The organism is Stenotrophomonas sp. PA-6-5C, from assembly GCF_021605635.1.
In the GTDB taxonomy this organism is placed as follows: Bacteria; Pseudomonadota; Gammaproteobacteria; order Xanthomonadales; family Xanthomonadaceae; genus Stenotrophomonas; species Stenotrophomonas lactitubi.
In genome coordinates this window covers 73,996-87,223 of the sequence record NZ_WKEE01000012.1, presented here as the reverse complement: position 1 = coordinate 87,223, position 13,228 = coordinate 73,996, and the positions used below count along the sequence as shown (strand labels likewise).

General features: G+C 66.3%; 13 protein-coding genes. 7 read left to right on the top strand and 6 right to left on the bottom strand.

Features of this window, described 5'->3' with window-relative positions; all coding sequences use genetic code 11:
• The first annotated feature begins 26 nt into the window (after positions 1 to 26).
• The 4 genes from potA to GIW57_RS07635 all read left to right on the top strand — a co-directional run bounded on the left by potA (position 27) and on the right by GIW57_RS07635 (position 4,359).
• On the top strand, positions 27 to 1,163 hold the full coding sequence (gene potA / locus GIW57_RS07650; protein ID WP_089239975.1) for a polyamine ABC transporter ATP-binding protein: 1,137 nt from the start codon (positions 27 to 29) through the stop codon (positions 1,161 to 1,163).
• Positions 1,160 to 2,092 carry an ABC transporter permease subunit gene (locus GIW57_RS07645; RefSeq protein ID WP_100464453.1) on the top strand — a complete coding sequence of 311 codons (933 nt, stop codon included), beginning with the start codon at positions 1,160 to 1,162 and terminating at the stop codon, positions 2,090 to 2,092. Before potA ends, GIW57_RS07645 begins: the two co-directional genes overlap by 4 nt.
• On the top strand, positions 2,089 to 2,931 hold the full coding sequence (locus GIW57_RS07640; protein WP_100464457.1) for an ABC transporter permease subunit: 843 nt from the start codon (positions 2,089 to 2,091) through the stop codon (positions 2,929 to 2,931). The genes GIW57_RS07645 and GIW57_RS07640 overlap by 4 nt, the downstream gene beginning before the upstream one ends.
• Before the next feature lie 63 nt (positions 2,932 to 2,994).
• On the top strand, positions 2,995 to 4,359 hold the full coding sequence (locus tag GIW57_RS07635) for an NAD-dependent succinate-semialdehyde dehydrogenase (protein ID WP_236509780.1): 1,365 nt from the start codon (positions 2,995 to 2,997) through the stop codon (positions 4,357 to 4,359).
• An 88-nt stretch (positions 4,360 to 4,447) separates the two neighbouring features.
• On the opposite strand, the gene GIW57_RS07630 is transcribed toward GIW57_RS07635, so the two are convergent.
• From GIW57_RS07630 to GIW57_RS07605, 6 genes are all read right to left on the bottom strand, one after another.
• On the bottom strand, positions 4,448 to 5,482 hold the full coding sequence (locus GIW57_RS07630) for a magnesium and cobalt transport protein CorA (RefSeq protein ID WP_089239983.1): 1,035 nt from the start codon (positions 5,480 to 5,482) through the stop codon (positions 4,448 to 4,450).
• A gap of 6 nt (positions 5,483 to 5,488) precedes the next feature.
• Positions 5,489 to 6,727, bottom strand: a complete 1,239-nt coding sequence (locus tag GIW57_RS07625; RefSeq protein WP_236509779.1) for a DUF4105 domain-containing protein — start codon at positions 6,725 to 6,727, stop codon at positions 5,489 to 5,491.
• Positions 6,724 to 7,605, bottom strand: coding sequence for a transporter associated domain-containing protein (locus GIW57_RS07620; RefSeq protein WP_089239987.1), 882 nt, complete (start codon positions 7,603 to 7,605; stop codon positions 6,724 to 6,726). Before GIW57_RS07620 ends, GIW57_RS07625 begins: the two co-directional genes overlap by 4 nt.
• A 64-nt stretch (positions 7,606 to 7,669) precedes the next feature.
• Positions 7,670 to 8,224, bottom strand: a complete 555-nt coding sequence (locus GIW57_RS07615; RefSeq protein WP_236509778.1) for a hypothetical protein — start codon at positions 8,222 to 8,224, stop codon at positions 7,670 to 7,672.
• Between the two features lie 117 nt (positions 8,225 to 8,341).
• Positions 8,342 to 8,827 (bottom strand): rRNA maturation RNase YbeY, encoded by a 486-nt coding sequence (gene ybeY / locus GIW57_RS07610; protein ID WP_100464485.1) that lies wholly within the window; start codon positions 8,825 to 8,827, stop codon positions 8,342 to 8,344.
• Positions 8,824 to 9,810, bottom strand: a complete 987-nt coding sequence (locus tag GIW57_RS07605) for a PhoH family protein (protein ID WP_100464490.1) — start codon at positions 9,808 to 9,810, stop codon at positions 8,824 to 8,826. The genes ybeY and GIW57_RS07605 overlap by 4 nt, the downstream gene beginning before the upstream one ends.
• A 364-nt stretch (positions 9,811 to 10,174) precedes the next feature.
• Between GIW57_RS07605 and GIW57_RS07600 the strand changes: the two genes are divergently transcribed.
• Genes GIW57_RS07600 through GIW57_RS07590 form a run of 3 tightly spaced genes read left to right on the top strand, consistent with a single transcriptional unit; the run spans position 10,175 to position 13,184 of the window.
• A complete protein-coding gene (locus tag GIW57_RS07600) occupies positions 10,175 to 11,131 on the top strand; it encodes an HlyD family efflux transporter periplasmic adaptor subunit (protein WP_236509777.1) in 957 nt (318 codons plus the stop codon).
• Between the two features lie 20 nt (positions 11,132 to 11,151).
• Positions 11,152 to 12,075, top strand: a complete 924-nt coding sequence (locus GIW57_RS07595; RefSeq protein WP_236509769.1) for an ABC transporter ATP-binding protein — start codon at positions 11,152 to 11,154, stop codon at positions 12,073 to 12,075.
• Positions 12,072 to 13,184: an ABC transporter permease gene (locus GIW57_RS07590; RefSeq protein ID WP_236509767.1), complete on the top strand. Its 1,113-nt coding sequence runs from the start codon at positions 12,072 to 12,074 to the stop codon at positions 13,182 to 13,184. The genes GIW57_RS07595 and GIW57_RS07590 overlap by 4 nt, the downstream gene beginning before the upstream one ends.
• Positions 13,185 to 13,228 lie beyond the last annotated feature (44 nt).

The window sequence follows — 13,228 nt, the reverse complement described above, 5'->3', positions numbered from 1 at the left end:
GTCCACCGCCCGCTCCCGGAGCCCCCATGCCCGTTGAAGCCCAGCCGGAAGCCGCCGTCGTCGAAGCGACCGGTGTGCCCGGCTATCTCTCCATTCGTGATCTGCGCAAGGAATTCGATGGCTTCGTCGCCGTCGATGACGTCAACCTGGACGTCCGCAAGGGCGAGATATTCGCCCTGCTGGGCGGCTCGGGCAGCGGCAAATCGACCCTGCTGCGCTGCCTCGGTGGCTTCGAGACGCCCACCAAGGGCAGCATCACCGTCGATGGCCAGCGGATGGACGCACTGCCGCCGTACCAGCGGCCGGTCAACATGATGTTCCAGTCCTACGCCCTGTTCCCGCATATGACCGTGGAGCAGAACATCGCCTTCGGCCTGAAGCAGGACGGGCTCGGCCGCGAGGCCATCGGCAAGCGGGTGGGCGAGATGCTTGACCTGGTGCAGATGGGCCACTTGGGCAAGCGCAAGCCGCACCAGTTGTCCGGCGGCCAGCAGCAGCGCGTGGCGCTGGCGCGGTCGCTGGCCAAGGGGCCCAAGTTGTTGCTGCTGGACGAACCGATGGGCGCGCTGGACAAGAAGCTGCGCTCGCAGATGCAGCTGGAGCTGGTCAGCATCATCGAATCCTCGGGCGTGACCTGCGTGATGGTCACCCACGACCAGGAAGAGGCGATGACCATGGCCACCCGCATCGCGGTGATGGACGCCGGCTGGATCCAGCAGGTCGGCAAGCCCGACGAGGTCTACGAGCAGCCGGCCAACCGCTTCGTCGCCGAGTTCATCGGTTCGGTGAACCTGTTCGACGGGGTGATCGACGAGGACCTGCCCGAATACGTGACCGTGCGCTCGCCGCTGTTCCCGGCGCCGGTCTACATCGCCCATGGCATCACCTGCTATGAAGGGCAGCCGGTCGCGTTCGCGCTGCGCCCGGAGAAGGTGATGATCGGCAAGGACGAGCCGGAAGGACACACCAACAAGGCGCAGGGTGTGATCGAGGACATTGCCTACTTCGGCAGTCATTCGGTCTACCACGTGCGCCTGCCCAGCGGTGCCAAGGTGCTGGCCAACTTCGCCAACTCGCAGCGCTGGGCCAGCGATGGCCTGACCTGGGGCGACGAGGTGTGGGTGCACTGGCGTGACAACGACGGCGTGGTGCTGACCTCATGAGCGCCGCCGGCCTGAAGCGCTGGCTGCCGGGCACGCGTGCCACGGTGATCGGCATTCCGTACCTGTGGCTGCTGCTGTTCTTCGCCGTGCCGTTCCTGATCGTGCTGATGATCAGTTTCTCGCACAGCCGGGTCGGCTCGCCGCCGTACACCTGGCTGCTGCAGTACGTCGATGGCGGCCTGTCGCTCAAGCTCAATCTCGAGAACTACCTGGCGCTGTTTCGCGATTCTATCTATGCGCAGGCGTTCCTGAGCTCGATCAAGATCGCCGCGATCTCGACCTTCCTCACCCTGCTGATCGGCTACCCGATGGCCTATGCCATCGCCCGCCTGTCGCCGGCCGCGCGCAACGTGGCGATGATGCTGGTGGTGCTGCCGTCGTGGACTTCGTTCCTGATCCGCGTCTATGCCTGGAAGGCGATCCTGGACCGCAACGGCCTGCTCGACCAGTTCCTGCAGTACACCGGCCTGCAGACGCTGATGACCAACATGGGCCTGCCCAAGCTGCAGCTGATCGATACCCCGACCGCCGCCTACATCGGCATCGTGTACTGCTATCTGCCGTTCATGGTGCTGCCGCTGTACGCCAACCTGGTCAAGCATGACCATCGCCTGCTGGAAGCTGCGTACGACCTCGGTGCCAAGCCGTGGCAGGCGTTCCTGCGCATCACCCTGCCGTTGTCGAAGGCGGGCATCATCGCCGGCTGCATGCTGGTGATGATTCCGGCGATCGGCGAATTCGTGATCCCGGAAATGCTGGGTGGCTCGGAAACGCTGATGGTTGGCCGCCAGCTGTGGAACGAGTTCTTCAACAACCGCAACTGGCCGGGCGCCTCGGCGATGGCAGTAGCGATGATCCTGTTGCTGCTGGTGCCGATCCTGCTGTTCAACCGATCCCAGCAGCGACTGCTGGAAGGGAAGCAGGCATGAGCCCGCGTTCTGCCAAGGGCCTTGGGCTGGGCGTGCTGCTGCTCGGCTTCGCCTTCCTGTACCTGCCGATCCTGCTGTTGATGTTCTATTCGTTCAACAGCTCGCGCTTGGCCATGGTCTGGGCCGGGTTCTCCACCCGCGCCTACAGCGACCTGTTTGCCGACCGCGCGCTGATGGATGCGATGTGGACCAGCCTGGTGGTCGCGTTCTGGACCGCCTGTACCGCCACCGTGCTCGGCACGCTGGCGGCGATGGTGATGACCCGCTTCAAGCGCTTCCGCGGCAAGCCGTTCTTCGGTGCGCTGGTAACCGCGCCGCTGGTGATGCCGGACGTGATCCTCGGCTTCTCGTTGATGGCCCTGCTGGCCTCGATGGGCGCTATTCCGGGCTTCCCGGCGCGCGGCTTGGCCACCATCTGGATCGCCCACGTCACCTTCACCCTGTGCTTCGTCACCGTGGTGGTGTCCTCGCGCCTGCAGGAGATGGACCTGTCGCTGGAAGAAGCGGCGATGGACCTCGGCGCGAGCCGGCTGACCGTGTTCGGCCGCATCACCTTGCCGATCATCGCGCCGGCGCTGGTGGCCGGCTGGCTGCTGGCCTTCACCCTGTCGCTGGACGACGTGGTGGTGGCCAGCTTCGTTGCCACGCCGGGCTCGACCACGCTGCCGATGAAGGTGTTCGCCTCGGTGCGCATGGGCATCAGCCCGAAGATCAATGCGCTGGCCACGCTGCTGGTGTCGGCGGTGTCGATTGCTGCGGTGATCGGCTGGTACATCAATGCGCGTGCCGAGAAGCGACGCCAGCGCGACCTGCAGCTGGCACGCCAGGACAACGGCTGAGCCGGCAACACCCGGCTCACGGCCGCCAGCGCACAATGGGGGTCTACCTGATGGAGACCCCCAATGACCGTCGAGATCATCAACCCCGCCACCGGCCAGGTGACCTACCGCCATGAGCTGATGGACAGCGCAGCCATCGAGCAGCGCCTGCAGGCGGCAGCCGATGCGTTCCCGCGCTGGGCCGAGCGCTCGCTGCAGGAACGTGGCGCGATCCTCAAGCAGATCGCTGGCCAGCTGCGCGCGCGTCGCGACGACCTGCAGCAGGCCATGACCAGCGAAATGGGCAAGCTGAAGGCCGAAGCGCTGGCTGAAGTCGAGAAGTGCGCGAGCACCTGTGAGTTCTATGCCGACCACGCCGCCGACTACTTGAAGCCGCAACTGATCGATACCGAGGCGCAGCGCAGCTACGTGCGCTATGAGCCGATCGGCTGCGTGTTCGCGGTGATGCCGTGGAATTTCCCGATCTGGCAGGTGTTCCGCTTCCTTGCTCCGGCCTTCATGGCCGGCAACGTGGCGCTGCTCAAGCACGCCAGCAACGTGCCGCAGTGCGCGGACCTGATCCTGGCGGTATGCCGCGATGGCGGCCTGCCTGACGGCGTGTTCGACGTGCTGCACATCGACAACGACCAGGCCGCCGAGGTGCTGCGCGATGCACGGGTGAAAGCCGTGACCCTGACCGGTAGCGAGCGGGCAGGGCGCTCGATCGCATCCAACGCTGGCAGCCAGTTGAAAAAATCGGTGATGGAGCTGGGCGGCAGCGACGCCTTCGTAGTGCTCGATGATGCCGACCTGGACAAGGCGGTGGCCGCCGCGGTGAAGTCGCGCTTCGACAACAGTGGCCAGACCTGCATTGCCGCCAAGCGGTTCATCGTGGTCGAAGCGGTGGCCGATGAATTCACCCAGCGCTTCGTCGAAGCCGCAGGCGAGCGCCAGTACGGCGACCCGAACGAGCGCGGCACCACGCTGGCGCCGATGGCCCGTGCCGACCTGCGCGACGAACTGCACAAGCAGGTGCAGGCCAGCGTTGCCAAAGGCGCACGCGTGTTGATCGGCGGTGAACCGGTGGCTGGCAGCCACGCCGGCTATCCGGCCAGCGTGCTCGACCAGGTGGGGCCGGGCATGCCGGCCTATGACGAAGAACTGTTCGGGCCGGTCGCCGCCGTGATCCGGGTCAAGGATGAAGCCGAGGCACTGCGCGTGGCCAACGACACCCGCTTCGGCCTCGGCGGCAGCGTGTGGACGCGTGACCCGGTGCGCGGTGAGTCCTTCGCCCAGCGCATGGAATGCGGCGCAGCCTTCGTCAATGCCATCGTCAAGAGCGATGCGCGGTTGCCGTTCGGTGGCAGCAAGGAATCAGGCTTCGGCCGCGAACTGGCCGACCACGGCATCCATGAGTTCATGAACATCAAGACCGTCTACGTGGCTTGATGCACCTGCCTGTGTAGAGCCGAGCCCATGCTCGGCTGCTCTTTGCCGGGAACAGCCGAGCGTGGGCTCGGCTCTACAAAAAAGCGGGTTACAACCACTTCACCCGCTTGAACAGCCGGTACAGGCCGACGCAGATGCCGCCGACACCGACGATCATCAGCGGATAGGCCCACGGCTGGTTCAGTTCCGGCATGTGGCTGAAATTCATGCCATACCAGCTGGTGATCAAGGTCGGTGCGGCCAGCAGCGCGGCCCATGCACCCAGCCGCTTCACCGTCTCGCCCTGGGCCAGCGTCACCAGTGACAGGTTCACGCTCAGGGCCGTGCCCAGCATCTCGCGCAGGGTGTCGATCACATCGCTGATGCGTACCGCATGGTCGTGCACGTCGCGGATATACAGCTTCACTTCGTCCGGGAACAGTTCGCCCTGGTAGCGGCGCAGCTGCGCCAGTACATCCTGCAATGGCGCCACCGCCATCCGCATCTTGTTCAACTCGCGCTTGAGCTCATACAGGCGCACCACGGTGCTGCGCTTGTAGCTGTCGGCGAATATGTCCTTCTCCAGCAGCTCCAGGGTGTCGCGGAAGCGGTTGGTGATGGGCAGGTAGTTGTCCACCACGAAGTCGGCCACGGCGTACAGGCAGTACGACGGCCCCATCTTCAGCAGTTGCGGCTCGCGCTCGACGCGCGCACGCACCGGCGCGTACGACAGCGAGGCGCCATGGCGCACGGTCACCAGGAACCGTGGGCCGAGGAAGGCATGGGTCTCGCCGTACTGGATGCGCTCGTCGACCATCTGCGCGGTGGTCACCACCACGAACAACGAGTTGCCGTAGGCCTCCACCTTGGGGCGCTGGTGCGCGTTGCGCGCATCCTCGACCGCCAGGTCGTGCAGGCAGAATTCCTCCTGCAGCTTCAGCAGTACATCTTCGTTCGGATCGTACAGGCCGACCCAGACGAAACCGTTGTTGCTGGCGATGACATCGCTGATGGCATCCAGGCTGATGTCGTGGCGTTTGCCGTCGTCATCGTAGTGGACGCAGTTGATGACGCAGGTGGGATTGGCTGCGGCGGAGGCGGCAGCAGGGGCGGGCAGTGAGGCGGGCAATGACATGCCCGCCATCGTGCGTCAGTGCTGCGTTTCCGACAAGTGAGGACGGCGCCCCAGCACCCAGGCCAAGGCAGCGTGGACCGGCAGCAGCAGCACGATCCACTGCACGTTGTACTGCGCCTGCAGGCTCAGCCAGTGCAGCACCAGGGCGGCCACGGCCTGTACCGCCACCAGCCACAGCACGATCCTGAACATGCGGCCGGGCACGCGCCGCCGCAGCAGGCTGATCGCCCCCGGCAACAGCAGCAGGCACAGCGGCGAGAGCAGCAGCAGGTTGCGGTTGGCCCAGGCAGCATAGTGCGTGCTGAAGCCCCACAGGAACACCAGCAGGCCACCGGCGATCGTGCACAGCAGCCACAGCGGCAAGGCCAGGCCGGCCAGCAGGCGTGGACGGTTGCGCAGTGCCAGCACGCCCGCCGCAATCACCAGGCCACACAGCAGCCACGGCCACCAGCGGCGTGCGAACTCCTTGGGCTCGGGGTCGATGCGGTGCGGCAGCAGTTCCTGCTCGGACTGCACCAGCGGGCGGCCGTCGCTGTTGCGGGCTTGGCGCAGGGCGTCGGCCAGGCGCATCGGCACGAAGGCTTCCTGCCAGCGCGACAGCGGCTGGTCGGCAAACGGGCCCAGGCCGATATCGAAGCCCAGCCACATCCACGGGGCCGGAGATGCCAGGCGAACCGACTCGCTGCGATAGGTGTTGCCGCGTGAGCGGCCCGACAGCTGTGAATGCAACCCGCCGCCCAGTGCCTTGTCCAGCGTGTCGCGCACCATCGTCGCGCAGTTGGCGGTGTAGTAATCGTAGTGGTAGCGCGCGTTTTCCGGCTTGGCCCGTTCGGCCAGGTCGGCGGCCAGCGAGCGTGCCTGGTCAGGGGTGATATCCAGCCACTGTACGCTGGCACCGCGGCCGGTCTCGTCGTAGTACGACAGGTCCTGCTGCAGCGGCAGGGCCACCAGGTAATACATCATGTCGCCGCGCACGAAGCGGCCGATGAAATCCTGTTCGGACGGATCGAAGTAGCCGAAGTTGTACGAGATCGCCTCGCCGCTCACCGGGTCCAGCACGACGATGGCATCGTGGCCGAAGCGTTCGAAGAACACGGTACCCGGCTGCATGGTGACCACACCGACACGCGGGGCAGGAGCATCGCTGGCCGTCGAAACGGCCGGCGCCGCCTGCGCGAACGCAGCCAGTGGCAGGGCCGCGGCCAGCAGGCACAACGCCAGCCACAGGGTCAGGATCAGGCCACGGTGTTTCAAGCGTCGTCCTGCGCGTCCGGTGCCAGCACCGTTACATGGAAGGCCTGGACCCGGCGCGCATCGGCGCGGGCCACACGGAACATGAAACGGTCCAGCGCCAGCTCATCGCCGACTTCCGGCAGATGGCCGACGGCTTCGGTCACCAGGCCGCCGATGGTGTCGTAGTCCTCATCGGAGAAGGTGGCACCGAAGCGCTCGTTGAAATCGCCGATCGGCGTGAGCGCATCCACCACGTACTGGCCATCGGCCTGGATGGCGATCTGCGCCGAGAAATCCTCGGCCTCGTCGTGTTCGTCGTCGATGTCGCCGACGATCTGCTCCAGCACGTCTTCGATGGTGACCAGGCCGGCGACACCGCCGTACTCGTCCACCACGATCGCCATGTGGTTGCGCGACAGGCGGAACTCCTTCAACAGCACGTTGAGCTTCTTCGCTTCCGGAATCAGCACCGCCGGGCGCAGCAGTTCACGTACGTTGCCCGGACCATTGTCGGCAACCACGCCGCGCAGCAGGTCCTTGGCCAGCAGCACGCCGAGGATGTCGTCCTTGTTCTCGCCATGCACCGGGAAGCGCGAATGGCCGGACTCGACCACCTGCTTCATCAGCTCCAGGAAGGGCGCCTCCACCGGCAGCGAGACCATCTGCGAACGCGAGATCATCACGTCGCCCACGGTCAGCTCGGCTACCGAAATGGCACCTTCCATCATCTTCAGGGTATCGGCGGCGATCAACCCTTCTTCCTGCGCGGTGTGCAGGACAGCGACCAGCTCGTCGCGGGTGTGGGGTTCGCCGGAAAAAGCGGACGTCAGGCGTTCAAGCCAGCCGCGCTTCTTTTCACTGTGCTCCACGGAGGAGCTACTACTGTCGTCTTCTGACATCTCTGGAAAAAAGGCACCCGGCAGGCCGGGCGATGGCTCCAGTCTAGCAGGATGTGGGGGCCTGTCAGTGACCCTCGCCAGCCGGGGCGGCGGCGGCCGGGCTCTCGTCCTCGGCCGGCAGGTCCAGGCTGTAGGTGCAGCCGGCCAGGGTCTTGCCCGGGTGGGTGGCGACGGTGGATACGCTGAGGATGATCGACTCGATCTGAGCCTCGCCGGTCTTCGGATCAGTCACATCGCGACTGACCAGCTCGCGCCCAGCCATGAACTTGCCGTCCTGGTCGTAGCCGGTCTCCAGCGCCAGCTGCCTGGCCAGCGGTCGCGGGTCGGCCTGGTCGAGCACGGCCATGATGCTGGCGCCGGCCATTGCCACGCGCTCGGTCTGCTGGCCGAACACGGTGATCGGACTGGCCAGCCGGTACTCGCTCATGAACTGGTTGCCCTGCGGCAGCGGCTGCAGGCCGTGCGCCACGGCGTTCAGCGGATCGGCCAGCAGGGGCGCCAGCGCGGCATGCTCAGACACGCCCTGGCGGCACTCGATCAGTGCTGGCAGGTCCAGTGGCGCGGCGGAAGCGGTGGCGGCAAGCAGGAGCGGCAGGGGAAGGAAGGTGCGCAGCAGCACAAGCGAGGTTCCGTTGTAGAGCCAAGCCCGTGCTCGGCTGCTTTTGGGTCGGGTCTGCGGGGAGCAGGGCGTACCACGGCCGAGCATGGGCTCGGTCACGCAGCGCCTGGCCAGGTGTCAGCGCTCGCCGGCGTAGGGATCGTCGATGCCGAGCTCGGCCAGGATCTCGCGTTCCAGCTGTTCCATCGCCTCGGCTTCCTTGTCGTCCTCGTGGTCCCAGCCGAGCAGGTGCAGCACGCCGTGCACGGTCAGGTGCGCGTAGTGGGCATTGAGCACTTTGCCCTGCTCGTCGGCTTCACGGGCCACCACCGGTGCGCAGATCACCAGGTCGCCCAGCAGCGGGAACTTGACGCCCTTGGGCAGGCCCTCCGGCACGTCGGCCGGGAAGCTGAGCACGTTGGTGGCGTAGTCCTTGCCCCGGTAATGCCGGTTCAGGGATTGGCCTTCCTTGCTGTCGACCACGCGGATGGCCAGGTCGGCTTCGCGGATGCGGCCCTTCAGCGCGGCGGCGACCCACTTGCGGAAACTCACGGCCGAGGGCAGCCCGGCACGGGGCAGGGCGTAGCTGACGGCGACATCCAGTCGCACGGGACCACGGGTCATGGGGTCGCTCCAGGTTGGATCTGATGCAGGTCACGGCGGTCATAGGCGCTGACGATGCGCGCCACCAGCGGGTGGCGGACCACGTCGCGGGCGTCGAAGAAGGTGAAGCTGACGCCCTCCACATCGCGCAGTACGTCGATCGCATCGCGCAGGCCGGACTTCACGTGCTTGGGCAGGTCGGTCTGGGTCAGATCACCGGTGACCACGGCGGTGGAGCCGAAGCCCAGGCGGGTCAGGAACATCTTCATCTGTTCGATGGTGGTGTTCTGCGCTTCGTCCAGGATCACGAACGCATCGTTGAGCGTGCGGCCACGCATGTAGGCCAACGGCGCGATCTCGATGACGTTCTTTTCCAGCAGCTTGAGCACTTTTTCCACGCCCAGCATTTCATACAGGGCGTCGTACAGGGGTCGCAGGTACGGGTCGACCTTCTGGCTCAGGTCGCCGGGCAGGAAGCCCAGCTTCTCGCCGGCTTCGACTGCCGGACGCACCAGGATCAGGCGCTGCACGCGCGATTCGTTCAGTGCTTCCACCGCGCTGGCTACCGCCAGAAAGGTCTTGCCGGTGCCGGCCGGGCCGATGCCGAAGTTGATGTCGTGGCTGACGATCTGGTGCAGGTAGCGGCTCTGGTTGGAACCGCGCCCGCGCACGGTACCGCGCTTGACCTTGATCGCCACGTCCTGCGCTTCGTAGGAGCGGTCGGCGATCTGTTCGATGTTCGCCGCGTTCAGGCGCAGGTGGATGCCGTGGCTGTCGAAGGTGGTCTCGGCGGCCTCTTCATACAGCGCCTCGATCAGCTTCTGTGCCTCTGCACTGGCTTCAGTCGGGCCGCTGATACGGAACACGAAGCCGCGGTTGGCGATTTCCACGCCAAGCTTCAGTTCGATCTGGCGAAGGTGGCCGTCGAACGGGCCGCACAGGTTGGCCAGCTGCGCGTTGTCTTCCGGCGACAGGGTGAAGTCTCGATGCTCGATGCTTTTCATTGCTTGGGGTGGGGCGGGGTCGCCGTCCACCGCGATGGAGTCAGGGACGACAAGGGTAACGCGCAAGGCGGCAGTACGACAGTTCTCCACACCGGGTGTGGACCGGCGCCGAAGAAACCTGTGGATAGTCCTTCGCAGCGCTTGTGCCACAAGGAAGATGATGCGGTGGTGAAAATTGTGCCAGTGCCCGCGGGGTTCTCCACATGTGGTGTGGACGGTGTTGCCGCGAACCTGTGGATAGGTGGCAGCGAGCCTTGCGGCAGTGGCGTTGCCGGCCGGTGATCAATTATTGACCAGCCCTGTTCTGGATCATTGCGGGTGCACAGGGAGCATGGCACCGTGGCGCCATCGGAGGAGGTGGCGCATGGCCGTGGGCACGTGGATGCGCAGGATGGGGCTGCTGGGCAGCTGCCTGCTGGCGGGCTGCGGCGAAGCACCGCCGGCGGCACTGGGTACGCTTGAATGGGACCGGATCAGCGTGCCCGCACCGGCGGCGGAAGTGATCAGTGCCGTTGACGTGCGCGAAGGGCAGGCGGTCAAGGCCGGCGAGCTGCTGATGCACCTGGACCCTGCCCGTGGCGCCGCCCAGTTCGACGCAGCGCAGGCCGAAACCGCCCGCGTGCAGGCACAGCTTGAAGAACTGCAGGTGGGCCCGCGTCCGGAGCAGATCGCCCAGGCGCAGGCACAGCTCACCGCGCTGCGCGCGCAGGCGGCGGAAGCCACCGCGTACTACCGCCGGGTGCAACCGCTGGCTCGCCACCGGCTGGTCGCTGCCGCCGACCTGGACCGGGCCCGCGCGGCCGCCGACAACGCCGTGGCCAGCGTGCGCGCTGCCGAACAGGCGTGGCTGGAGCTGCAGCGCGGCAACCGTCGTGAGGACATTGCCCAGGGCCAGGCCGCCTCCCGGGCGACGCAGGCGCAGGAGGTGGTGCAAGCCGTCAACCTGCAGAAGCTGCAGCTGCGCGCGCCGCGCGACGGCGTGGTCGATGCGTTGCCGTACCGGCAGGGCGACCAGGCACCGATCGGTGCGCCGTTGGTGGTGATGCTGGTGGGCGAACGCCCGTATGCGCGCGTGTACCTGCCGCAGCCATTGCGCCTGCAGGTGAAGGTGGGGCAGGCGGCGCAGGTGCAGCTGGACGGCGCGAGCACCATGTTGAAGGGGCATGTGCGGTCGATCCGCAGCGAACCTTCCTTTACGCCGTATTACGCGTTGACCGGTGATGACGTCTCGCGGCTGAGCTACCTGGCCGAGATCGAGATCGATGACAGTGCCGACATGCAGGCGCTGCCCGCCGGGCTGCCGGTACAGGTGCGCTTCTGAATCCCGTCGATGACATCGCCGTGCGCGCGCAGGGCCTGAGCCGCCGCTTCGGCGATCTGCTGGCGGTGGACAACGTCGATCTGCAGGTGCCACGTGGGCAGGTGTATGGCTTCCTCGGCCCGAACGGCTCGGGCAAGTCGACCACCATCCGCATGCTGTGCGGGCTGCTGGAGCCGAGCGCGGGCGAGATCGACGTGCTGGGCCTGGCGATTCCTGCACAGGCCGAAGCGCTGCGCCGCCGCATCGGCTACATGACCCAGCGCTTTTCGTTGTACGAAGACCTGTCGGTGCGGGAAAACCTGGAATTCCTGGCCGCCATCCAGGATCTGCCACGCGCTCAGGCGCGGCAACGGGTCGATGCGCTGCTGCGGCAGTACCGTCTGCAGGATCGCCAGGTGCAGTTGGCCGGCACCCTCAGCGGCGGGCAGAAGCAGCGGCTGGCGCTGGCCGGTGCGGTGATCCATGCGCCGGAACTGCTGTTCCTGGATGAGCCGACCAGTGCGGTCGATCCTGAGTCGCGTCGCGATTTCTGGGAGGCGCTGTTCGAACTCGCTGATGCAGGCACCACGGTGCTGGTGTCCACCCACTACATGGACGAGGCCGAACGCTGCCACCGGCTGGCGATCCTCGATCGCGGTGCCCTGGTGGCCGATGGCACCCCCGCCGAGCTGTGCGCGCAGCTGCAGGGTCGTACCCTGAAGGTCACCGCCTCGCAGCCCCGGCAGGCCAGCCGCGCGCTGGCGGCGTTGCCGGGGGTGCTCAGCGTGGCCCAGATCGGCACCGAACTGCGTGTGCTGTGCAGCGAGGGTGCGGCCGATACCACCGTGTTGGCGCAGGCACTTGCCGCCGCCGATCCGCAGGCCAGCATCGAAGCGGTGGCGCCCAACCTGGAAGACGTATTCGTTGCCGCCACCCGTGGCCGTGGTCGGGAGCCGGCCGCATGAGCGTGCGACGGCTATGGGCGATCATGCTCAAGGAGCTGCGGCAACTGCGCCGTGACCGCATCACCCTGGCGATGATCGTTGGCATCCCGGTGATGCAGCTGCTGCTGTTCGGCTATGCGATCAACCTCAACCTGCGGCATCTGGATGCCGGTATCGCCGACCAGGCCAACAGTGCCGCTTCGCGCGCGCTGGTGCAGGACATGGTCGCCACCGGCGTGATCACGCCGCGCGCGCAGGCCTATACGCCCGATCAACTGATGGAGGCGCTGCGACGGGGTCGGATCGGCGTGGGCATCGTCATTCCCTCCGATTTCGAACGACGCCGCTACGAAGGCCGCGAAGCGGTGCAGGTGCTGGTCGACGGCAGCGACACGGTGGTGCAGAGTGCGGCGATCCAGCTGGCGCAGGTACCGCTGGACACGCGCCCGACCAGCAACACACGGCCGCTGCGCGAAGGCAGCATCGCCAGCGGGCAGGTGAGCGTCATCAGTTTCTACAACCCGCAACGGCGCTCAGCGGTGAACATCGTGCCCGGCCTGATCGGGGTGATCCTGACCATGACCCTGGTGATGTTCACCGCAGTGGCGGTGGTGCGCGAACGCGAGCGCGGCAACATGGAACTGCTGATCGCTACGCCGGTATCGCGCAGCGAACTGATGGTCGGCAAGGTGTTGCCCTATGCGGCGATCGGTCTGCTGCAGACCACGCTGGTGCTGCTGCTGGGAACCTGGTTGTTCGAGGTCCCGATCCGCGGCAGCTTGGTTGATGTCTATCTGGCCGCGGTGCTGCTGGTGCTGGCCAACCTGGCGCTGGGCCTGTTGATTTCCACGCGCGCGCGGTCGCAGTTCCAGGCCATGCAGATGACCCTGTTTCTGTTCCTGCCTTCGATCCTGCTGTCGGGTTTCATGTTCCCGTTCGCCGGCATGCCCAGGCCGGTGCAGTGGCTGGCTGAAGTGTTGCCGCTCACCCATTTCCTGCGCCTGGTGCGCGGCATCATGCTGCGCGGGGCCTCGCTGTGGGAGCTGTGGCCGGACGCACTGGCACTGCTGGTGTTCATCGTGGCGATGATGACCCTGGCCATCCTGCGCTTCCGCAAACGCCTGGATTGAAGCATGCCGACCAACGGTCGGCACACCTCAATCCCTCGGTAGGC